At 63.6% G+C, this 21306-nt stretch carries 25 protein-coding genes; 19 read left to right on the top strand and 6 right to left on the bottom strand.

Features of this window, described 5'->3' with window-relative positions; translation table 11 throughout:
* Window positions 1–242 precede the first annotated feature (242 nt).
* From ACO06J_RS14230 to trpA, 11 genes are all read left to right on the top strand, one after another.
* Complete coding sequence (locus tag ACO06J_RS14230) at window positions 243–884, top strand: (d)CMP kinase (RefSeq protein ID WP_421761378.1); 642 nt, start codon at window positions 243–245, stop codon at window positions 882–884.
* A gap of 184 nt (window positions 885–1068) precedes the next feature.
* Window positions 1069–2772, top strand: a complete 1704-nt coding sequence (gene rpsA / locus ACO06J_RS14225) for a 30S ribosomal protein S1 (RefSeq protein ID WP_421761377.1) — start codon at window positions 1069–1071, stop codon at window positions 2770–2772.
* A gap of 201 nt (window positions 2773–2973) precedes the next feature.
* Window positions 2974–3480: a GNAT family N-acetyltransferase gene (locus ACO06J_RS14220; RefSeq protein ID WP_421761376.1), complete on the top strand. Its 507-nt coding sequence runs from the start codon at window positions 2974–2976 to the stop codon at window positions 3478–3480.
* A gap of 45 nt (window positions 3481–3525) precedes the next feature.
* The gene (locus tag ACO06J_RS14215; protein WP_421761375.1) at window positions 3526–3801 is read left to right on the top strand and encodes a BrnT family toxin; all 276 of its coding nucleotides are present in this window, start codon (window positions 3526–3528) and stop codon (window positions 3799–3801) included.
* On the top strand, window positions 3791–4135 hold the full coding sequence (locus tag ACO06J_RS14210) for a BrnA antitoxin family protein (protein WP_421761374.1): 345 nt from the start codon (window positions 3791–3793) through the stop codon (window positions 4133–4135). Before ACO06J_RS14215 ends, ACO06J_RS14210 begins: the two co-directional genes overlap by 11 nt.
* A 75-nt stretch (window positions 4136–4210) precedes the next feature.
* Window positions 4211–5149 carry a signal peptide peptidase SppA gene (gene sppA, locus ACO06J_RS14205; protein WP_421761373.1) on the top strand — a complete coding sequence of 313 codons (939 nt, stop codon included), beginning with the start codon at window positions 4211–4213 and terminating at the stop codon, window positions 5147–5149.
* Window positions 5150–5191: 42 nt separating this feature from the next.
* Window positions 5192–5476 carry an integration host factor subunit beta gene (locus ACO06J_RS14200; RefSeq protein ID WP_421761372.1) on the top strand — a complete coding sequence of 95 codons (285 nt, stop codon included), beginning with the start codon at window positions 5192–5194 and terminating at the stop codon, window positions 5474–5476.
* Window positions 5477–5491: 15 nt separating this feature from the next.
* The gene (locus ACO06J_RS14195) at window positions 5492–5845 is read left to right on the top strand and encodes a lipopolysaccharide assembly protein LapA domain-containing protein (RefSeq protein ID WP_421761371.1); all 354 of its coding nucleotides are present in this window, start codon (window positions 5492–5494) and stop codon (window positions 5843–5845) included.
* Window positions 5846–5853: 8 nt separating this feature from the next.
* Window positions 5854–6504, top strand: a complete 651-nt coding sequence (locus ACO06J_RS14190) for a phosphoribosylanthranilate isomerase (RefSeq protein WP_421761370.1) — start codon at window positions 5854–5856, stop codon at window positions 6502–6504.
* Between the two features lie 11 nt (window positions 6505–6515).
* A complete protein-coding gene (gene trpB, locus ACO06J_RS14185) occupies window positions 6516–7736 on the top strand; it encodes a tryptophan synthase subunit beta (RefSeq protein ID WP_421761369.1) in 1221 nt (406 codons plus the stop codon).
* Window positions 7736–8560 carry a tryptophan synthase subunit alpha gene (gene trpA, locus ACO06J_RS14180; protein WP_421761368.1) on the top strand — a complete coding sequence of 275 codons (825 nt, stop codon included), beginning with the start codon at window positions 7736–7738 and terminating at the stop codon, window positions 8558–8560. Before trpB ends, trpA begins: the two co-directional genes overlap by 1 nt.
* A 69-nt stretch (window positions 8561–8629) precedes the next feature.
* Here the strand turns inward: trpA and ACO06J_RS14175 are convergent, their stop codons facing one another.
* From ACO06J_RS14175 to ACO06J_RS14155, 5 genes are all read right to left on the bottom strand, one after another.
* The gene (locus ACO06J_RS14175) at window positions 8630–8878 is read right to left on the bottom strand and encodes a hypothetical protein (protein WP_421761367.1); all 249 of its coding nucleotides are present in this window, start codon (window positions 8876–8878) and stop codon (window positions 8630–8632) included.
* A gap of 255 nt (window positions 8879–9133) precedes the next feature.
* On the bottom strand, window positions 9134–10069 hold the full coding sequence (locus ACO06J_RS14170) for a hypothetical protein (RefSeq protein WP_421761366.1): 936 nt from the start codon (window positions 10067–10069) through the stop codon (window positions 9134–9136).
* A gap of 78 nt (window positions 10070–10147) precedes the next feature.
* The gene (locus ACO06J_RS14165; RefSeq protein WP_421762516.1) at window positions 10148–10534 is read right to left on the bottom strand and encodes a thermonuclease family protein; all 387 of its coding nucleotides are present in this window, start codon (window positions 10532–10534) and stop codon (window positions 10148–10150) included.
* A 214-nt stretch (window positions 10535–10748) separates the two neighbouring features.
* The gene (locus tag ACO06J_RS14160) at window positions 10749–11180 is read right to left on the bottom strand and encodes a YciI family protein (protein ID WP_421761365.1); all 432 of its coding nucleotides are present in this window, start codon (window positions 11178–11180) and stop codon (window positions 10749–10751) included.
* Between the two features lie 103 nt (window positions 11181–11283).
* A complete protein-coding gene (locus ACO06J_RS14155; protein WP_421761364.1) occupies window positions 11284–11892 on the bottom strand; it encodes a DnaJ domain-containing protein in 609 nt (202 codons plus the stop codon).
* 82 nt (window positions 11893–11974) lie between these two features.
* Between ACO06J_RS14155 and ACO06J_RS14150 the strand changes: the two genes are divergently transcribed.
* Window positions 11975–12700, top strand: a complete 726-nt coding sequence (locus ACO06J_RS14150; RefSeq protein ID WP_421761363.1) for an HAD family hydrolase — start codon at window positions 11975–11977, stop codon at window positions 12698–12700.
* Window positions 12701–13088: 388 nt separating this feature from the next.
* Window positions 13089–13922, top strand: a complete 834-nt coding sequence (locus ACO06J_RS14145; protein WP_421761362.1) for a cell wall hydrolase — start codon at window positions 13089–13091, stop codon at window positions 13920–13922.
* A gap of 76 nt (window positions 13923–13998) precedes the next feature.
* Here ACO06J_RS14145 and pckA read toward each other — a convergent pair whose 3' ends face one another.
* The gene (gene pckA / locus ACO06J_RS14140; RefSeq protein ID WP_421761361.1) at window positions 13999–15552 is read right to left on the bottom strand and encodes a phosphoenolpyruvate carboxykinase (ATP); all 1554 of its coding nucleotides are present in this window, start codon (window positions 15550–15552) and stop codon (window positions 13999–14001) included.
* Window positions 15553–15789: 237 nt separating this feature from the next.
* Between pckA and ACO06J_RS14135 the strand changes: the two genes are divergently transcribed.
* From ACO06J_RS14135 to accD, 6 genes are all read left to right on the top strand, one after another.
* The gene (locus ACO06J_RS14135) at window positions 15790–16509 is read left to right on the top strand and encodes a response regulator transcription factor (RefSeq protein WP_421761360.1); all 720 of its coding nucleotides are present in this window, start codon (window positions 15790–15792) and stop codon (window positions 16507–16509) included.
* Window positions 16510–16638: 129 nt separating this feature from the next.
* Window positions 16639–18321, top strand: a complete 1683-nt coding sequence (locus ACO06J_RS14130; protein WP_421762515.1) for a stimulus-sensing domain-containing protein — start codon at window positions 16639–16641, stop codon at window positions 18319–18321.
* Window positions 18318–18800 (top strand): HPr kinase/phosphorylase, encoded by a 483-nt coding sequence (locus tag ACO06J_RS14125; RefSeq protein WP_421761359.1) that lies wholly within the window; start codon window positions 18318–18320, stop codon window positions 18798–18800. The genes ACO06J_RS14130 and ACO06J_RS14125 overlap by 4 nt, the downstream gene beginning before the upstream one ends.
* An 84-nt stretch (window positions 18801–18884) precedes the next feature.
* A complete protein-coding gene (locus ACO06J_RS14120; protein ID WP_421761358.1) occupies window positions 18885–19283 on the top strand; it encodes a PTS sugar transporter subunit IIA in 399 nt (132 codons plus the stop codon).
* A gap of 46 nt (window positions 19284–19329) precedes the next feature.
* Window positions 19330–19641 (top strand): HPr family phosphocarrier protein, encoded by a 312-nt coding sequence (locus ACO06J_RS14115; protein ID WP_421761357.1) that lies wholly within the window; start codon window positions 19330–19332, stop codon window positions 19639–19641.
* Window positions 19642–20296: 655 nt separating this feature from the next.
* Window positions 20297–21256 carry an acetyl-CoA carboxylase, carboxyltransferase subunit beta gene (gene accD / locus ACO06J_RS14110; protein WP_421761356.1) on the top strand — a complete coding sequence of 320 codons (960 nt, stop codon included), beginning with the start codon at window positions 20297–20299 and terminating at the stop codon, window positions 21254–21256.
* Window positions 21257–21306: the final 50 nt, after the last annotated feature.

Here is a 21306-nt window from a genome sequence, read left to right as displayed (position 1 = left end):
GCCGCACTTCGGGCAACCGACGTGCTTATGGCTCCAGAACGCGGGGCCTCCCGCAGGGAACCGTCCGGTTAGGGTGAAAGCACAGCACTGTCAAACCTAAAATGCGCCACCCGCCGATGTGATCGCTGGGGGTTGCGCGGCGTGGCGCTGGCCGCTCCGACCAAGCCCATGATAGGACAGATCAATGTTTGCGCGCCGCGCCCGGCGATCACATCGGCGGGCGCTGCCACCTGGAGGTGCGATTGATCATCGCTGTGGATGGTCCGGCTGCGTCCGGCAAAGGCACGCTGGCCGCCGGCCTCGCACGGCATTATGGCCTGCCGCACCTCGATACGGGCCTGCTCTACCGGGCCGTCGGCTGGGCGGTGCGAGATCTGGGCGATGGGCCGGAGTTCGAGGCGCGAGCCATCGTTGCCGCCCGGGCCCTCGATGCCGGCCATCTGAAAGACATCGAAACGCTGACCAGCGCCGAAGCCGGCGTCTTCGCCTCGCGCGTTGCTGTCATCGCCGAGGTCCGCCTCGCCATGCGGCAATACCAGCGCGATTTCGCCCACCAGCCCGGCGGTGCTGTGCTCGACGGGCGCGATATCGGAACCGTGGTCTGCCCCGATGCAGATGCCAAGCTCTTCATCGTCGCCGATTCCAAGGCGCGCATGGAGCGGCGGGCCCGCCAGCTCGAAGCGCGTGGGCAGGTGGTTGACCGCTACGCGCTCTATCACCAGATCGAGGAACGGGACGCCCGCGACATGGCGAACCCCCATGGCGGCTTCTATCAGGCTGAAGACGCCCACTTGCTCGATACGACGCGTTTGGATATAGAGGCCGCACTCCGTGCTGCCGTCGCAATTGTCGACGAGGCTGTGGCGCGCAAGGCAGAGCTCTAGCTCTCAATCCAACCTTGCGGCATGTGCCTTGAAGATGCGGCTCCTATAGCGGCCGGTCTCTATTTCTACGATGCCTTGGAATCGAGCGCCCGCGCACCGGGTCTTCCTGCTTTTGCAAGGAGGACTGGACGCTTCGGACCAAACCGCACCGCAACCCCAACATCCGGCGCACTGGAGAGACTGTTTGTCCGTTCAACCCGTATCTAAAGACGATTTCGAATCCCTGCTGATGGACTCGTTCCTCGAGAACGAGCCCCTGGAAGGAACTGTGGTCAAGGGCACCGTCGTGGCGATCGAGAAAGATCTCGCCATCATCGACGTGGGCCTGAAGACCGAAGGGCGCATCGCGCTCAAGGAATTCGGCCAGGCCGGCCGTGACGGCACCATCAAGGTGGGTTCGACCGTCGAGGTCTATGTCGACCGTGTCGAGAACGCCCTTGGCGAGGCTGTGCTCAGCCGCGAGAAGGCCCGCCGCGAAGAGAGCTGGGTCAAGCTCGAAGAGATGTACGCCAAGAACGAGCGCGTCGATGGCATCATCTTCAACCAGGTCAAGGGTGGTTTCACCGTCGACCTCGAAGGCGCCGTTGCCTTCCTGCCGCGCTCGCAGGTGGATATCCGTCCGATCCGCGACATCGGCCCGCTGATGAATGTCAGCCAGCCCTTCCAGATCCTCAAGATGGACAAGCGCCGCGGCAACATCGTTGTCTCGCGCCGTGCGATCCTCGAAGAGAGCCGTGCAGAACAGCGCTCCGAGATCGTCCAGCAGCTTGAAGAAGGTCAGGTCGTCGACGGCGTGGTCAAGAACATCACCGATTACGGTGCATTCGTTGACCTCGGCGGCATCGATGGTCTGCTGCACGTCACCGACATCGCATGGCGCCGGGTCAATCACCCGTCCGAAGTGCTGTCGATCGGCGAAACCATCAAGGTGCAGATCGTCCGCATCAACCACGAAAGCCACCGTATCTCGCTGGGCATGAAGCAGCTGCAGGCCGATCCGTGGGATGGCATTGCCGCCAAGTACCCGGTTGGTGCCAAGTTCACCGGCCGCGTGACCAACATCACCGATTACGGCGCATTCGTCGAACTGGAGCCGGGCATCGAAGGCCTGATCCACGTTTCCGAAATGAGCTGGACCAAGAAGAACGTCCACCCCGGCAAGATCGTTTCGACGAGCCAGGAAGTGGAAGTCATGGTGCTCGAGGTCGATCCCGAAAAGCGCCGTATCTCGCTTGGCCTCAAGCAGACGCTTGCCAACCCGTGGGAAACCTTCGCTGAGAAGTATCCCGTCGGCGCCACCATCGAAGGCGAAGTCAAGAACAAGACCGAGTTTGGTCTGTTCATCGGCCTCGACGGCGATGTGGACGGCATGGTGCACCTTTCCGATCTCGACTGGCAGAAGCCCGGCGAGCAGGCCCTGGACGAATACAACCGTGGCGACATGGTTTCGGCCAAGGTTCTCGACGTCGATGTCGAGAAGGAACGCATCTCGCTCGGCATCAAGCAGCTCTCGACGGCCGATTCCGCTGAAGCAGCAGCCCCTGAAGGCAGCGTCCGCAAGGGTGCTGTGGTCACCGGCACGGTCACCGAAGTCAACGATGGCGGCATCGAAGTCCGTATCGCTGACAGCGACCTGAGCGCCTTCATCCGTCGTGCCGACCTCTCCCGCGATCGTAACGATCAGCGTCCGGAGCGGTTCAGCAAGGGTGAAAAGGTTGACGCCCGCGTCACCCAGTACGATCGCAAGACCGGCCGCATCTCCCTTTCCATCAAGGCGCTCGAAATCGCCGAGGAAAAGGAAGCCGTGGCAGCCTACGGTTCGTCGGACTCGGGTGCCTCGCTCGGCGACATCCTGGGCGCCGCGCTCAAGGACCGCGAGAAGAACTGACTTCGAGCCGTCCCGAAAGGGCAGATCAGTCCAGTGGACTGATCTGAGGCGAGAAGGCCATGAGAGCTACGCTCGAATGGCGCGCCTGTCAGGGCAGTCTCTCGGTAGCCATGAGAGCTATGCTCGAATGGCGATCACGTGAACAAAAGGCTCGCGCCGCTGGTGCGGGCCTTTTTATTGAGGTTTGGGGAAACCATCACGATGCTCATCAAGGACGTCATCTGGCGGGCCATGACCGACTATGACCTGCCCGCCGTGCAGGCCATCGCCGATGTGGTGCATCCCGATTTCTTCGAGGCGCCCGATGTGCTCGCCGAGCGCTACCGCCTCTATCGCAACGGCTGCTACCTGCTTGAATTGGGCGAAAAGCCTACCGGGTACGTGCTGAGCCACCCCTGGCGCTACGGGAGCCTCCCGGCGCTGAACTCGTTGCTCAATACCCTGCCTGCCGATGCCGACACCTATTATCTCCACGACCTCGCCCTGCTGCCCGTCGCCCGCCGCATCGGCGCCGCCTCAAAGATCGTCAAGGCACTGACCAAGCACGCGAGCGTTGAAGGCTACCAGACCATGACACTGGTCGCGGTCAACAAGTCGGTCCCCTTTTGGGAGCGTCACGGCTTCATGGTCGCCGAAGTTCCTGAACTCTACGGCAAGCTGTTGAGCTACGAGGAATCGGCTCGTTATATGGTCAAGCATCTTGTGTAGTTACAAAAGTGTAGTTACATTTCTGTCGCGCTTCCGGAGATGGGCGTGGAATTTGAATGGGATGCAAACAAGAACCGGGCGAACCTCGCCAAGCATGGGCTGGCGTTTGAGTACGTCGTAGAGGTTTTCGACGATCCCCACGAGCTAACAGAACGATCCCGCTTCGAGGGTGAGCTTCGATACCAAACAATAGGACGGGTGCGCGGAACCGTGCTGTTCGTCGCCTACACCATAAGATCGGGCAACCTCGACAAGACGAGTGTACGAATTATCTCTGCCCGGGTCGCTTCGAGAGAGGAACGTGCGCGCTATGGCCGATGAGAACGAGCAGATTGTGCGACACGTCCGCAAGCCGCTGACCGCCGAGCAAGCTGCGCGCCTTGACGCGCTCGCCGATGTGTCTGACGAAAAGATCGACTTTTCTGACATTCCCAAGGCTGGCGATGAGTTCTTCAAAACTGCAGTGCGCGGATCAATGTATCGCGCCGTGAAGCACCAGATCACTCTGCGGCTGGATGGCGACATCATCGACTGGTTCCGGCGCCGGGCGCCCGAGGGCAAGGGCTACCAGAGCGACATCAATGGGGCCTTGCGGAGATACATCGCCGACACTGAAAACAATCCAGACAACAAGACCAGCAAGAAGGCTGGATGATCCCGCAATTCTGCCGCCTTGCAATTGCCGCCGCCCCCGGCTACCCCGCTTGAACCCAAGCGGCGCGAGGCAGAGATGACTGATCAGTCCGGCGATCCGGCACACCTGATTCCGGCCAATGCCCGGCTGCGCCGGCAGCGGAGCCTGTGGCGTGTGCTGTTCTTTGTTGCTCTTGCCGTAGTGGTGCTGGTGGCGCTGGGCCGCTACGCCGCGACCAACACCCCAACCGACTATATCGCGCGGGTCAGCATCAACGGCGTCATCACTACCGATCCCGCCCGGCTGAAAATCCTTGAGGACCTTGCGGCCGACGACCACGTCAAGGCCGTAATCGTCGCCATCAATTCCCCCGGCGGCACCACGGCGGGTGGCGAAGAGCTCTACGAGGCGCTGAGCGCATTGCGTGCCAAAAAGCCTGTTGCCGCAGTGATCAGCGAGCTTGGCGCGTCGGCCGCGTACATGACCGCCATTGCCGCCGACCGCATCTTTGCCCGGCGGCTTTCCATCGTTGGCTCGATCGGCGTGCTGTTCCAGCATGTCGATGCCGGCAAGCTCTTGGACACCATCGGCGTCAACTTCGACAAGGTGCAGACCGGCCCGCTCAAGGCCGAGCCCGACATCAACGATCCGCTCGTCGGCGAGGTGCGCGCGTCGCTCCAGTCGCTGGTCGATGATTCCTTTGCCTGGTTCGTCGATATCGTCGCCGAGCGCCGCAACCTCACGCGTCCGGACACGCTGGCGCTATCGGATGGCCGCATTCTCACCGGCCGGCAGGCGCTCACCGACAAGTTGATCGACGCCATTGGCGGCGAGTCCGAAGCCATTGCCTGGCTCGAAACCGACAAGGCGATCGGAAAGGCCCTGCCGATCTCCAGCGTCTTCCCGCTGCCGTCGGATGGCTGGTTCGGCATGTCGCGCTGGCTGGGGCAGGGGGCACGGCAGGCACTCGGTCTTGATGGCACCGGGGCAATGTCGCTTGACGGGTTGGTTTCCCTTTGGCAGGCTGCATCATGAGTTTAACCCATCCAGTCTCTGGAGGAGCGCCGGGGGGCGGGTATGATCAAGTCTGAGCTTGTGCAACAACTGGCCGACGAAAATCCGCATTTGTTCCAGCGTGATATCGAGAACATTGTGAACGCCATCCTCGATGAGGTTGGCGACTCGATGGCCCGGGGCGACCGGGTGGAATTGCGGGGTTTTGGCGCATTTTCGGTCAAGAACCGTCCCGCCCGCGTGGGCCGCAACCCGCGCACCGGGGAAACTGTCGATGTGGGCGAAAAATACGTGCCACAGTTCAAGGCCGGCAAGGAAATCCGGGAACGGATAAACCGCGCTGGCTGATCCAGAGCAAACCTGATGATCAAGCGTATTGTGGGCTGGTTCGTGCTCGTGCCGCTGTGTCTGGCATTGATCGTGTTCGCGCTCGCCAACCGCCAGCTGGTGGTGATCAATTTCAATCCGCTGGTTGCAACGGAAGCGCTCTCCGCCACCGGCGTCGGCGTGCCGATGTTCCTCGTTATTTTCGGCGTGCTGCTGGTCGGCGTAGTGCTGGGGGGCATTGCCACCTGGTTCGCCCAGGCGCCGCATCGCCGCGAAGGCCGGCTGTACCGGCGCGAAACCGAGCGGCTGCACCGTGAACTGGAAGTGGCGCGCCGCCTGCCAGATAGTCACGGCGCGCTTGCTACCGACGAACTCGCCCATCCCAACTAGTCCGAGCCATGCCCGACCCCCTGATTGTCAAGATTTGCGGCATCAAGACCCCTGCGCTCCTCGAGGCCGCCATTGATGCCGGCGCCGACATGGTGGGCTTTGTCCACTTCGAGCGCAGCCCGCGACATGTCGATATCGAGCAGTTGCAGCTGCTGATTTCCGAGGCGCGCGGGCGGGTCGAGACCTGTGTCCTCTTGGTCAACCCTGACAATTCCACGGTCATGGAAGTCGCCGCGCTCTCTCCCGACTGGATCCAGCTCCACGGCCCCGAGACGCCTCACAGGGTTGAGGCCATCCGGCAGGAAGCAGGTATTGCGATCCTCAAGGCCATTGGCGTCAGCACCGCCGATGACGTCGCGGGGGTGGCTGCCTTTGCCGATGTGGCCGATCGGCTGCTGCTCGATGCCAAGCCCCCCAAGGGGGCCGAACGACCCGGCGGGCTGGGCTTTCCGTTTGACTGGACGCTTCTGAAGGCGCTTGACCCCAACCTTCCATTCATGCTTTCCGGGGGCCTCACGCCTGACACCGTCGCTGACGCCATAAAACTGGTCCGGCCGATGGGTGTCGACGTATCATCGGGGGTGGAGACGGCGCCTGGCGTCAAGGACGCAGCCCTGATCCGAGCATTCATAGACAAGGCGCGCGCCGCGCACGGGTAGGAGTTATCGAAGTGTCAGCCAATGGGGCCAATTCTCTCCGTAACGGCCCCGACGACCAGGGTCGTTTCGGGCTTTACGGCGGCCGTTTCGTCGCCGAAACCCTGATGCCGCTGATCCTCGATCTTGAGAAGGCCTATCGCGCCGCGCGGGCAGACCCGGCCTACGAGGCCGAGCTCAAGGACCTTGGCGAGCACTATACCGGCCGACCATCCCCGCTCTATTTCGCCGAGCGGCTGACCCAGCACCTGGGCGGCGCCAAGATCTACTTCAAGCGCGAAGAGCTCAACCACACCGGCTCGCACAAGCTCAACAACTGCATCGGCCAGATCCTTCTGGCCAAGCGCATGGGCAAGACCCGCATCATCGCCGAGACCGGCGCCGGCCAGCATGGCGTCGCGACCGCCACCGTCTGCGCCCGCTTTGGCCTCCCCTGTGTGATCTTCATGGGCGCCACCGACGTCAAGCGGCAGTGGCCCAACGTGCTGCGCATGAAGATGCTCGGCGCCGAAGTCCGCCCGGTCACTGCCGGTGCCGGCACGCTCAAGGACGCCATGAACGAGGCGCTGCGCGACTGGGTGACCAACGTCGACTCGACCTATTACCTGATCGGCACCGCCGCCGGCCCGCACCCCTACCCGGAGATGGTCCGCGACTTCCAGTCGGTCATCGGTGATGAGATCAAGGTCCAGCACCAGGCCGCCGAGGGCAAGCTCCCCGACGCGCTGGTCGCCTGCGTCGGCGGTGGCTCGAACGCCATCGGCACCTTCCACGCCTTCCTCGATGATCCTACGGTCAAGATCTACGGCGCTGAGGCCGGCGGTCACGGCGTCAATGTCGAGAACGGCCACGCCGCTTCGATGACCGGCGGCCGCCCCGGCGTGCTGCACGGCAACCGCACCTATCTCCTGCAGGATGCCGACGGCCAGATCCTCGAGGGCCATTCGATCTCGGCCGGGCTCGATTATCCCGGCGTTGGCCCCGAGCACTCCTATCTGCATGACACCAAGCGCGTCACCTACGTGCCGATCACCGACAACGAGGCGCTGGAAGCCTTCCAGCTCTGCACCAAGCTCGAAGGCATCATCCCCGCGCTCGAATCCGCGCATGGCCTGGCCGAAGTGCTGAAGCTCGCCCCGACCATGAAGAAGGACGAAACCATCGTCCTCTGCCTCTCGGGCCGCGGCGACAAGGACGTCGAAAGCGTTGGCCGCTATCTGGGATTGATCGACTGATGACCACCCGTATTGCCGCACGTTTCGCCAAATGCGCCGCCGAAGGCCGTCCGGTTCTCGGCACGTTTGTGATGGCCGGTGACCCGGACTTCGCGACCGGCGAAGCCATCCTTCACGCCCTGCCGGCCGCAGGCGCCGACATGATCGAGTTCGGCATGCCGTTCTCTGATCCGATGGCCGATGGCCCCGGAGTCCAACTCGCCGGCCAGCGCGCGCTGGCCGGTGGCCAGACCATGAAGAAGACCCTCGCCATGGTCACTGCGTTCCGCAAGACCGACGATGTCACCCCCATCGTCCTGATGGGCTACTACAACCCGATCTACAGCTTCGGCGTCGACGCCTTCCTCGTCGCCGCCAAGGCCGCCGGCGTTGACGGCCTCATCGTCGTCGACCTGCCGCCCGAGGAAGATGACGAGCTCTGCATCCCGGCCCAGAAGGCCGGCATCAACTTCATCCGCCTCGCGACCCCCACCACCGACGACCAGCGCCTGCCCAAGGTGCTGAACAACACCTCGGGCTTTGTCTACTACGTCTCGATGACCGGCATCACCGGCGCCGCGATCAAGAACCACGCGGCGGTCGGCGAAGCGATCACCCGCATCAAGGGCCATACCGACCTGCCAGTCGCCGTTGGCTTCGGCATCAAAACCGCCGATGACGCTGCCATCATGGGCCGCGATGCCGATGGCGTCGTGGTCGGCACGGCGATCTGCAATGCGGTCAAGGACTCGCTCGCTGACGGCAAGGCCACGGCTGGCACCGTTGCAGCGGTGACCGCGCTGGTCACAGACCTCGCCAACGGCGTCCGCCGCGCCCGGGCCTAGTCGCGGCGCTGGTCTTCTTCCTTCTCCCCTTGAGGGAGAAGGTGGCGCGAAGCGCCGGATGAGGGGAAGTTACTGCAGCAACTTTTCCAGCGCCTTCACGTCGGCGTCGGAGATCTGAGCCGACGCCGCGGTCAGGTCGCCTGACCCGGCATCGCCGGTCATTTCCTGCATGCCGAAAAAAATCAGCATCATCACGCCCACGATCATCGCCGCGCCAACAATGGTCCAGACACCGCCCCGCCCGATGGTCTTGGCCGGAAACAACACGAGCGGCAGCAGCGGCAGGATGACGCTGATGACTATGAGGATGGTATTCATGGCGAAGAGTTCGATCCGGGACGCACTGCCTGCCAACCTACAAGTCGCCCATGAAGGATTGCTCCAGCCGATCCACGCAATTTGAGGGTTTGCCGGGTGTAGGAAGGCCCCCTCACCCGGCCCTACGGGCCGACCTCTCCCCCGAAGGGAGAGGTGGCGAGGAGGCGCTATCACACCCCTCCTTTACCTCTCCCTCTGGGGGAGAGGTCGACGCGAAGCGTCGGGTGAGGGGGCCTTGCTTCTTGAAGTCAGCCCCTACGGCACCAGCGCAAACGGCTCCACATCGCGTTCGGCCACCAGCGTGCCGTTCTGCACCGTCAGCCGCGCCACGTGCACCACCGTGCGCCGCTCGCCATGCGTCATCGGCACGTCCGTTTCGGTCTCCGCCCAGCCCGGATGGGTAAAATAGAACAGCGCCGCGACGTCGCCTACGACCACCACATCGGCGTGGCGTGCAAAGCGCTTGTCCTCGGGGTGCGTGCCGGGGTCATCTAGCATCCGGCCCTGCCGCTCCCAGTGGATCGCGTCGGTCGAGCGATAGATCGCCTGGCCGTGCCATTCGTCGACGATCAGCCACCACCAGCCGCCCATTTGAAAGACGTTCGGCCCCTCATGCGGGTTACCGTCGGGCTTGCCGGGCAGCACCTTGCCCTCGAGCGTCCAGTTGGTGAGGTCGGTGCTGGTGGCTGACCAGGTCGAGGAGCCATCGCCCTCGTCCTTGTACCATAGCCGCCACAGCCCATCCGGGCACTTGGCCACCGCCGCATCGATCACCTGATCCGAGCGCAGTTTCAGCATCCTCAGCGGCCGCCAGGTTTCGAGATCGGGGCTGACAAAATGGTAGATGTTGCGCGCATGGTGGAAGAACCGGCTCGGCGCGCCGGGGATGTAGGTGAGAAACATGTGGTAGGTATCGCCATCGCGGATCACCTCGGGCGCCCAATGGGTGTTGAGCCCGGGATGCGCAGGATCGTCCAGCCCCTTGACCGTGCCATGATAGCGCCAGTCGATCCCATCTTTCGACGTGGCAATGCCGATCGCGGAGCCATGGATCCAGTCGACTTCGGGGCTCGGGTGCTTCGCGCGGCGGTTGGTATAGAACATCCACCACTCAGCGCGCCCAACGTTCCAGATCACAGTCGGGTCCGCGGCCCCATCGTCGATGGGGTCGATGAAAATGGGTTTGGACATGAATTCCTCCGGTCAATCCGGGTAGTCTAGACGCAGCCGCACCCCCCGACCAAGGCCCAGGTGACCAAGACCTTAGTTTCAGCACCAGGGGTGCCGTGATCCGTCCCAGCGCCGCGCCAAGCCTTCGGCCACCAGCACCTCGCCCAGCGAGTGCCCGTCGCGAAGCACCACGCGCAGCTTCCGCCCATAGCGGTCGGTATCGCGGGTCCCAGCCTCAAGTGCGAACGGCCCGGCATTGAGGAGACTCATCAGCCGCACCGTCGCCCGGTCGCCGAGCGCCTTTTCGGCGGCGCAGCCATAATCGTGCACTTCCGGCGTATCGATGTCGGCAATCCGGATCTTGACCCCGGCATGGTAGAACGTGTCGCCATCCACCACGCATTCTGTGCGAACGGCCGCGCCGCAGGCGCTGAACAAAGCGCTGACACTGCCGCGCGCCGCGACGACCGGCGGCGTCAGCAGCATGGCGCCTGCCTTCATCACGATCAGCGCGGCAGCGGCATAGAGCAAGAACCGTTGCCAAAGCCGACGACCTCGCCGCCCGCGATCAACTGCAATGCTCTGCGCCACGGCGAAGTCCCCTGAAACACGCTCAGACTCGCATTCGGCGCGAGTCTGAGCGTCAGGGAACGCACGTAAGGGTTAGCGCGAGGTTGATGGGACCGCCTGCGTCAGCCTGTCAGCTGTTGCCTTCGAGCTTGAGGCGCACCCTCTCGTGCACCTCGGCCGCCGCCTCGGTCATGGCCTCGCCGAAATCGCTCGCCTCCCAGATCGGGCGGATCTCGATCTCGGATGGCCCGGGCATCGGGTTTGGGCAGCGCTTGACCCATTCCACCGCCTCGTCCATGTCCTTGACCTTCCAGAGCCAGTAGCCCGCAACGAGCTCGCGGGTTTCCGCGAACGGCCCGTCGATCACGGCACGCGAGGCGCCGTCGAACGCGATGCGTTTGCCGAAGCGGCTCGGCTTCAGCCCGTCGCCACCCAGCATGATGCCGGCGTTTACCAGTTCCTCGTTGTAGCGGCCCATGGCCTCAAGCAGTTCCGCCGACGGCGCCGGGGTGAGCTCGGTCTCGCTGTCGATGGTGGCCTTCACAAGTACGACGACACGCATGTTGTTCTCCTAAGATCCCTATGGCCCGTTGCGGCCATCCTGAGGACACAACGAACGTCGCGTCGCAAATTCGACCGCAACGGCCAGAATTTTCCGAAGCGCTTCAGGCTTCAGCTTCGAGCGCCGCGATCAGCTCGGTCTCGCTCTGGTAATTGCCCAGCTCGACCAGCGCCGTCTCCAGCATGGCGCCGCGGCGCTTCAGCTGCGCGTGCTGCTCGGTCTTGGTGGCAATCTGCGCGTCGAGCCGCTCGGCAAACAGGTTCCTGTCGCTGTCGGTGCGCCGGATGCGGCTTCTGAGGCCCTGCAGTGCCCCGATCTCCTTGTCGACGCGCCTGAGCTTCAGCCGCGCATCGCCGAGCCCCGTCTCGACCGCCGCCGACATCTGCCCGATGAAATTTACGCTCCCAAGGCTGAGCCCCGTGGCCACTGCCGTTTCCACCGCCGCATCGAACATGTCGGTGAGGATCAGCGTCACCTCGCGCCGGTAGCTCTTGACCCCATCGTCATCGACAATGCCGGTCTCGTCATAGAGCCGGCGTGTATCGGGATCGGACAACAGCCCGAAGGCTCGCACGATCAGAATGAAGGCGTCAGGGTCGCCGCCACGATCTGGATGCGCAACCTGCACCTTCTGCCGATAGGCGGTCTTGACCGCCACCGCAGGGGCGGAGCGGGCGAGGCCCAGGATTTCATACGGATCAAAGCGAGTCATCGCCGCTCCTTAGCAGTTTGCCAAACCCGGTTGAAGCGCCTGCCATCCGTGCATACGAGATACGGCGTAAGGCGGGGTGGCGATGTCACATAAATCTGCCTATATCGCCAATATGACCGTGCTTCGCTCCATCCCGCGCCTCAGGCCCTTTTCAGCCATCGTCTTCGACATGGATGGCACGCTTCTGGACACCGAAACGGTGTTCAAGGACATCGTCTACCGTGTCTCCGCCGGCCTCGGCTTCGAGATGACCGAGCGGGTGCACCTTTCCATGGTCGGCTCCAGCCACGAGGCCACCAACCGGCTGCTCGTCGAAGCCTATGGCGTCACGTTCCCGTACACGATCTTCGATGCCAAGTGCCGCGAACTGATGCACGAGCGCATGGCCGAAGCGGTGCCGGTCAAGACCGGCGTCCACGAACTGCTGGCCGAGATCAAGGCGCGGAAGATCCCCGTTGCGGTCGCCACCTCCTCGCGGGCCGCGCACGCGCTCGGCCATCTCGGGGCGGCGGGGCTGCTGCCGCTGTTTGATGCCATCGTCACCCGCGACGACGTGGTGAACCCCAAGCCGCACCCCGAGCCTTACCTCAAGGCGACGAGCCTGCTCGGTTTTGCGCCGGCCGATTGTATCGCCGTCGAGGATTCCCACTCGGGCGTCCGCGCCGCCCACGCGGCCGGGCTGCAGACCATCATGGTCCCCGATCTGGTCGATCCGAGCGACGAAATCGCCGCCCTGTGCCACGCCGTCATGGACACGCTCCATGATCTGCGCGAGGCGGCGTTCCTCGACAGCACCCCCGCTGCCTGACCCGCCGCAAGGCGCCAAAACCCCACCGACGCGACTCGCAGCACCTGAGTGCGACGTGCGCCGTTGCGTGCTCCGGATTCCGCCCAGTGCGCCGTCCGCCGTGCCCGTTTGGTAACGATTCGGGTTGAATTAACTTTTATCGATTGAGGCAAGCTCTCCTTCAGCACGTCCAAACGTCAATGATTTCAGGGCTTTCGCTGAAACATCCGAGGCATTAACCTCGTTTTAAGGCCCTAACGTTCATGGTTAAGTAACTGTAAATTCTGGGTTCCATCCGGATACAAGCTCGGCTAGGTTGCCGGGCAGGTTAACGAGCCATACTGGGCTGCCTCGGGGGCGGTTTCGGGGGAAGGTAGGCAGATTGCGGGCAAAGCCGGTCGCTAGCGCTATGCGTGTGTTCACACACGTCCTGGCCATCGCTGCTGCTGCTTTCGTGCTCTTTGTCACGTTGGCGCCCGCTTCTGCTGAAGACCTCGGCAACGACCTCGTCGTTCCGCTGCCGCTGACCGACAGCGTCTCCGTCAAGCGCGAAGAATTCGTCAGCTCCACCCAGCCGCAGCTCACGTCCGCGCTTCTTGCCGCGTATGTGGAGCGCAAGCAGGAACTCGCCACTTTCAACGGCTTCGATGTGCCCGCCCCGCAGGCGGAACTGACCGAGGCCGTGCTGCTGGGCTACATCGCCAAGCAGCAGAACCAGGCCCTCGACGCCATCGAAAGCGTCGACCTCACCGACAAGCCGGCGCTGACAGCTGATGTGCTAACCGGCTACGCTGAAAAGCAGTTCGTGCCGACCTTCAAGCGCGTCAAGCTCGCTGACAGCGAGCGGCTCTGCCTCGCCCAGGCCATCTACCACGAGGCCCGTGGTGAATCGCAGGAAGGCCAACTGGCGGTGGCAAACGTCATCATCAACCGCGCCATGAGCAAGAAGTACCCCACCACCATCTGTGGCGTGGTCTTCCAGAACGCCGACAAGGGGCACAACAAGTGCCAGTTCACCTTCGCCTGTGATGGCCGCTCCGACATGGGCACCGAGCGCACCGCCTGGAACCGTTCACTGAAACTTGCCGACCTCGCCTTCCACGAATTCCAGCAAGGCGATCGTCCGGGCGTCATCCCGAATTCGGCGCTGTTCTACCACACCACCTCTGTGGCGCCCTCCTGGTCCAACACCTTCAAACGCGTGGCCTCCATTGGCTCCCACATCTTCTACGCTGCCCGCTGACCCCATCTGGGCCTGAGCGGCAAAGGAAAAGGCGCCCATCGGGCGCCTTGTTTGTTTGGGGGGATGGGAGCGGGGGCTATTCCGCAGCCACCGGCACCGGTTCGAACTTCCTGAAATTCTCCGCAAACAGCGCCTGCAATCGCGCCGCCGCTGCGTCGTAAGCCGCGGCATCCGCCCAGGTCGCCCGCGGGTCGAGCTGGCGCGGCGCCACCCCTTCCACCCGCAGCGGCACCTTCATTCCGAACAGCGGCTCGATCCGGGTCTCGCCTGCTTCGAGTTCGCCCGATAGCGCCGCATCGAGCAGCCGCCGTGTCGTCGCGATGTCGATCCGCTTGCCCACGCCATAGCCGCCGCCGGTCCAGCCGGTATTGAGCAGATAGACCCGCGCCTGGCTCGCTTCCAGCCGCTCTTCCAGCATCCGGCCATAGACAGTGGGGTGCAGCGGCATGAACGGCGCCCCAAAGCACGCGGAGAACGTCGCGCTGGGCTCGGTCACGCCGCGCTCGGTGCCCGCCACCTTCGCCGTATAGCCCGAGAGAAAGTGAAACACCGCCTGCTCAGGCGTCAGCCGGGAGATCGGCGGCAAGACGCCAAAAGCATCGGCAGTGAGAAACACCACCGTCTGCGGCCGTCCACCCACCCCGCCCAACGCCACCTTGGGCAGCGTTTCGAGCGGGTAGGCAGCACGCGTGTTCTCGGTCAGCGAGATGTCGTCATAGAGCGGCACCAGCTTGTCATCGAGCTTGAGATTTTCGAGCACGGTGCCGAAGGCGCGAGTCGCCGCATGGATTTCGGGCTCGGCCGTCGGGCTGAGCTTGACCGTCTTGGCGTAGCACCCACCCTCGAGGTTGAAGACGCCATGCCGCGTCCAGCCATGCTCGTCATCGCCGATCAGCAGCCGATGCGGGTCGTTCGAGAGCGTTGTCTTGCCCGTGCCCGAAAGCCCGAAGAACAGAGCCACGTCGCCCTCTTCCCCCATATTGGCCGAGCAGTGCATCGGCAGCACATCGGCCAGCGGCGCATGGAAGTTGAACAGCGAGAACACCGACTTCTTGATTTCACCCGCATAGGCCGTGCCGCCGATCAGAACGATCCGCCGCGCCATGTCGAGCGCGATCACCGTCCCGGTCCGCGTCCCGTGCCGCGCCGGGTTGGCTTCGAAACTGGGGAGGTGGAGGATCGTCACATCCGTTCCATCGCCAATCGTTTCCGGGCGGATCAGGAGGTTCCGGATGAACAACGCGTGCCAAGCGGTCTCGGTGAACACACTCACGCGCATCTGGTGGGCGGGATCAGCGCCGGCGAGAAGGTGTTGGCCATGTATCTGCTTGCCAGTCGTAGCCTCCAGCATGTCAGCCAGCAGCAGCTCGAACTGCTCGGGCGCCATCGCCTGGTTATTGTCCCACCACACCCGCTCTGCGGTCATCCCATCGCGCACGATGAACTTGTCCTTGACCGACCTTCCGGTGAAAATTCCAGTCGTCACCGCGAGGGCGCCGCCATCCGCCAGGCGCCCTTCACCAGCAGCAAGCGCCAGTTCAACCAGCGTTGGCGGCCGTTCATCGAGCGCCAGCGCAGATGCTGTACTGTTTATTTTGGCTGCAATCGCGTCGTGGATGGTCTCGGTCATGGCACGGCCCCGTTCGCTGACAAAGGCCCGCAAAGGGCCGGAATACGGGGATTGTTAGGGTCGTCGCGCCTCCCGCCGCCATCCGGCAATCGGTCTTACGACGTAAGTCTCAGCGGTGCAGTGCCCGCCACCGGGCTGGCAATTGCGCCCCCTGCGCCTTAATTCTGTGCAATTGTGGCAGTCAATGTCCGCCACAATTGGTCGCGTCGCGGCCGGATCCGGATGGAAGGGACCTATATGCCCAAGATCGCACTGGTGGATGACGACCGTAATATTCTGACTTCGGTGTCACTCACGCTCGAAGCTGAAGGCTACACCGTCGCCACCTACACCGATGGTGCCTCGGGCCTTGAAGGCCTCACCGCCGACCGGCCAGACCTTGCGATCCTCGATATCAAGATGCCGCGCATGGATGGCATGGAGCTGCTCCGCCGGCTCCGGCAGAAGTCCGATGTCCCGGTGATCTTCCTCACCTCCAAGGACGAAGAGATCGATGAGCTGTTCGGCCTCAAGATGGGCGCCGACGATTTCATCACCAAGCCGTTCAGCCAGCGTCTCCTGGTCGAGCGCGTCAAGTCCGTGCTCCGCCGCTCCGCCCCGCGCGACCCTACAGCCGCCCCCGGCACCCCTGGTTCCGAGCCGCAGCCCGGCAAGTCGCTGATCGAGCGCGGCGCGCTGGTGATGGATGAGGAACGCCACACCTGCACCTGGAAGGGTCAGCGCGTCACCCTCACCGTCACCGAATTCCTGATCCTCCAGTCCCTCGCGCTCCGCCCCGGCGTCGTCAAGTCGCGCAACGCGCTGATGGATGCCGCCTATGACGATCAGGTCTATGTCGACGACCGCACCATCGACAGCCACATCAAGCGGCTCAGGAAGAAGTTCAAGGCGGTTGACGACGATTTCGAGATGATCGAAACCCTCTATGGCGTCGGCTATCGCTTCAAGGAGCAGTAAGGGGACATCTTGGCCATCACTCAGGACGAGTTGCCGGGCACCGCGCCTGACGCTGAGGCCAGTGCCGCTGCCCCGCCGAAATCGTCCGGACTGAAGCGCTTCGCGGCCTTGGCAAGCCGCTGGCTGCTGATGGTTGGCGCCCAGATCCGGCGCGTTCTCGAACTCACCATCTTTTCGAGCCTGGCGCGCCGCATCATCGTACTCAACCTCGCCGGGCTCGCGGTGCTGGTGGTGGGCATCCTGTTCCTCAACCAATGGCGCACCGGGCTGATCGAAGCGCGTGTGCAGAGCCTCCGCGTCCAGGGCGAGATCATGGCGGCGGCCATCGCCGCCTCGGCCACCGTCGATAGCGACGTGATCACCGTCAACCCCGATCGGCTGCTCGAACTGCAGGGCAATGACGCGGTCTCGCCGCTGAGCTTTTTCGACCCCAACCTCGAATTCCCGATCAACCCCGAGCGCGTGGCGCCGCTGCTGCGCAACCTCGTGACCCCCACCCGCACCCGGGCCCGCATCTACGATCAGCAGGGCCTCCTGATCCTCGACAGCGCCAACCTCTATGCGCGGGGCGAAGTACTGCGCCAGATCGCGAAGCCTCAGGAGGGGAGCTTCTTCCTCCTCGACTGGTGGAACGCCTTTGTCGACTGGCTGCCCGGCGAGGATTACCCGCAATATCTCGAACTCGGCCCCGACGAGGGCAAGAGCTACCCCGAGGTCGCGGCTGCCCTCAACGGCGCCGCCACGGCCATCGTCCGCGTCGATGCCAAGCACCAGCTGGTGGTGTCGGTCGCCGTGCCCGTCCAGCGCCTTCGCTCCAATGTCGGCGTGCTGCTGCTTTCCACCCAGCCCGGCGACATCGACCAGATCGCCACCGCCGAGCGCTGGAGCATCCTCCGCATCGCGCTCGTGGCTGCGACGGTGACTATTATACTCTCGCTCCTTCTCGCCGGCACTATTGCCGGCCCGCTCCGCCGCCTCGCCGGCGCCGCCGAGCGCGTGCAGGGCGCCGTTACCAGCCGCACCGAGATCCCGGATTTTTCCGATCGCACCGACGAAGTGGGGCACCTCAGTAAGGCACTCCGCTCGATGACTTCGGCGCTCTACAACCGCATCGAGGCGATCGAGCGCTTCGCTGCCGATGTGGCGCACGAGCTCAAAAACCCACTCACCTCGCTCCGCAGTGCCGTCGAAACCCTCCCGCGAGCCAAGCGGGCCGAAGACCGCGAGCGTCTCAACGCCATCATCCAGCATGATGTGCGCCGCCTCGACCGGCTGATCTCCGACATCTCCAACGCCAGCCGTCTTGATGCCGAACTCGCCCGCCAGAGCGCCGAGCGCGTCGATCTGGCCAAGCTCGCGGAGGCTATGGTCTCGATCCAGAAGGATGTCGCCGCCAAGCGCCATGTCGATGTCGAGCTCACGCTCAACACCGGCCGCTATGCGCCCATCGTTCTCGGCCACGACAGCCGCCTTGCCCAGGTGATCAACAATTTGATCGACAACGCCGTGTCGTTTTCCCCCGAGCACGGCAAGGTTAGCGTCGCCATCGCCACTACCGAGGAGACCATCACCATCACCGTGATGGATGAAGGTCCGGGCATTCGCGGCGATATCTCGCGCATCTTCCAGCGGTTTTACACCGATCGCCCCGAAGGCGAGAACTTCGGCGACCATTCCGGCCTAGGCCTCGCCATCTCCAAACAGATCATTGACGCCCATGGTGGTACAATCATCGCCGCCAACCGCAGCGACCGCAGCGGCGCTCTGTTCACCGCCCGCCTCAAACGGGCCGGCATGGAGAAGAAGCGATGACCACCGAGAATATCCACGCCACCGGTCTGGTGCTCGACGGCCTCGGGGTGATCCTCCGCGGCCCGTCGGGTGCCGGCAAGTCGCTGCTGGCGCTGGAGTTGATCGATGCCTGGGAGGCGCGCGGCCTCACTGCGCGTCTCGTCTCCGACGACCGCATCGATCTCGAACGGGTGGGCCTCGGACTGGTGATGCGGGCGCCAAAGGCCATCGAAGGGCTGATCGAATTGCGCGGCCGCGGTATCGTCAAGCGGCCGTTCGTCACCGAGGCTCCGCTCGGGCTGGTCATCGACCTCGTCGATACGCTCGAACGGATGCTCGAAGAGGATGCGCTGTTCACCCCGCTGCTGGGCGTGTCCGTCCCCCGGGCACCTGTCCCCAGAGCGGGAATTGTCGATGCGCGCCATCAGATGTTGCTCATAAAGGAGGCAGTTCGGGCCCTTGCCAAGCCTCGCCGTCCCGCGCGACAAAAAACCACTTGAATCAAGCCTCACACCGGTAAAAACTCCGCCCTGCTCGCCGAAGCGCAGAAGCGCCCTTCCGGAACCTGCACTTGGGGATTTTTGATGATCGGCATGGTTCTGGTGACGCATGGAGCGCTCGCCGACGAATTCAAATCCGCCTTGCAACATGTTGTAGGTCCGCAGGAACAGGTCGAGACCGTCGCCATCGGTCCCGATGACGACATGGAAGAGCGCCGCGACGATATCCTCAAGCGTGTCGATGCGGTCGATAGCGGCGATGGCGTAGTGATTCTCACCGATATGTTCGGCGGCACCCCCTCCAACCTCGCCATCTCCATCATGCAGCAGCGCAGTGTCGAAGTGATCGCCGGGGTCAACCTGCCCATGCTGGTCAAGCTCGCCCGCGTCCGTGGCGATCTCGATATCAAACAGGCGGTCACAGTCGCCGCCGATGCCGGCCGCAAATACATCAACGTCGCCAGCGAGACGCTTGGCGGTTGATCGCACTGTCTAGCGCTCCGCGACAAAATCCGGCATCCTGAGAACTATGGATACAGCGGCAGGTTCAGATCGGGCACTCGCGCAGCAATTGACCATCGTCAATCGCAAGGGTCTGCACGCCCGCGCCTCAGCCCGTTTTGTCCGCACTGCCGAGTGCTTTGACGCTGAAATCAAGGTCGTCCGCGACGGCCAGGCGGTCAGCGGCAACTCCATCATGGGTCTGATGATGCTCGGCGCCGGCCCCGGCTCCACCATCCTCGTCCAGGCCACCGGCAAACAGGCCCGCGAAGCGCTCGACGCCATCACCACGCTTGTCGAAAACGGCTTCGATGAAGACGCCGACGGCGCCCCGGCCTGAGGCCTGGTTCGTCACGGCGGCATTCGCGCAGGTTCGCTCAAGTCGCCCACCCACCGCACGTTATCCCAGCGAACGCTGGGACCCAATCATCAGCCCGCGCGGACGGAGAGTTGGGTCCCCGCCTGCGCAGGGATGACGCCGAGTTTATGTGTGCTGTCAGTGACTTGACACCACTTATCCCCATCCTGTCCACCCGATGTATAGTCTCCTCGTCCCCCACACGGGCGCGGTCGCGACGAACGAACGGTGGGGGATATCAGGGGCCAGGAAAGTCGTTTCCTGGCGGGCTGAAGGTATTGGCAACCGACCGACCGGTCAGGCTCCGTCTTGGTAACAAGTCGCGAGGAGCGCCGGCCAGTACGCTCCCCGATACCGGAGGTCTCACAAAGACCCCGATGGTTCCGGCGTGGCGACGGCCATACAAAACTGCGGACTACCCGCGTCGGCCAGCGCCACGCCGGAACCCGCCTGCCACCAAATCCCGAGGGCTCAGCGCCAGTCGGGCGCCTCGTCCTGCCCTGAAACCCCTTGTGAACTTGGCCACTCGCACTTAACCCGACGGCCTGAACCTGATAACAATCGCCACAATCACCATCTAGGGGCAGGCAGGCGCGCGAGATCGCGCCGCATCCGGCACCAGACAAAGGCCAAGCAGATGAACTGGATCAATAACGTCGTCCGTCCCCGTATCCGGTCCTTCCTCAAGCCCAAGGATACCGGCTCGGAAAATCTCTGGGTCAAGGATCCGGAATCGGGCGAGATGGTGTTCTACCGCGATCTCGAAGCCAACATGTGGGTGGTGCCCAATTCCGGCTACCACATGAAGATCAAGGCCTCCGACCGGCTCGCGACTTTCCTCGATGAAGGCCAGTACCAGACCGTGGCGCTGCCGACGGTCACCACCGATCCGCTGAAGTTCCGCGATTCCAAGCGCTATACCGATCGCCTCAAGGAACAGCGCATCAAGACGGGCACCGATGACTCGGTGACCGTGGCCACCGGCGAGTTGTTCGGCCATCCGGTGACGGTTGGCGTTCAGGATTTTGATTTCATGGGCGGCTCGCTCGGCATGGCCGCGGGCTCGGCCATCGTCACCGGTCTCGAAACCGCGGTGGCGAAGAAAACCCCCTTCATCCTGTTCGTCGCCTCGGGCGGCGCGCGCATGCAGGAGGGGATCCTGTCTCTCATGCAGTTGCCGCGCACCACCGTGGGTGTGCTGCATCTGCGCGAAGCCGGCCTGCCCTTCATCGTCGTGCTGACCAACCCCACCACCGGCGGCGTCACCGCCTCCTACGCCATGCTGGGTGATATCCACATCGCCGAGCCGGGCGCGCTGATCGGCTTTGCCGGCCAGCGCGTCATCGAGCAGACCATTCGCGAAAAGCTCCCCAAGGGCTTCCAGCGCTCCGAATATCTCTATGAGCACGGCATGGTCGATATGGTGGTGCACCGCCACAATCTCCGCACCACCATCGGCTCGATCGTCGGCATCCTGACCAAGGCCCCGGCCCGCGAGGAGCTCAGCAGCTCCGCCCCGTCACGTCTGGCCACCCCGATCCTGTCCACCGCCAGCGACGACATGAGCGGCCTGCCCGAGGCCGCGCACGCAGAATAAGCCCCGGCGCACAGCGGGCAGGTATTTCAACGGTTCCTCTCACGGTGCTA

Origin of the sequence: Devosia sp. (genome assembly GCF_965229025.1) — a bacterium.
Taxonomy (GTDB): domain Bacteria; phylum Pseudomonadota; class Alphaproteobacteria; order Rhizobiales; family Devosiaceae; genus Devosia_A.
Note: the sequence above shows the minus strand (reverse complement) of the source record. Positions and strands in the feature narration are given on the sequence as shown.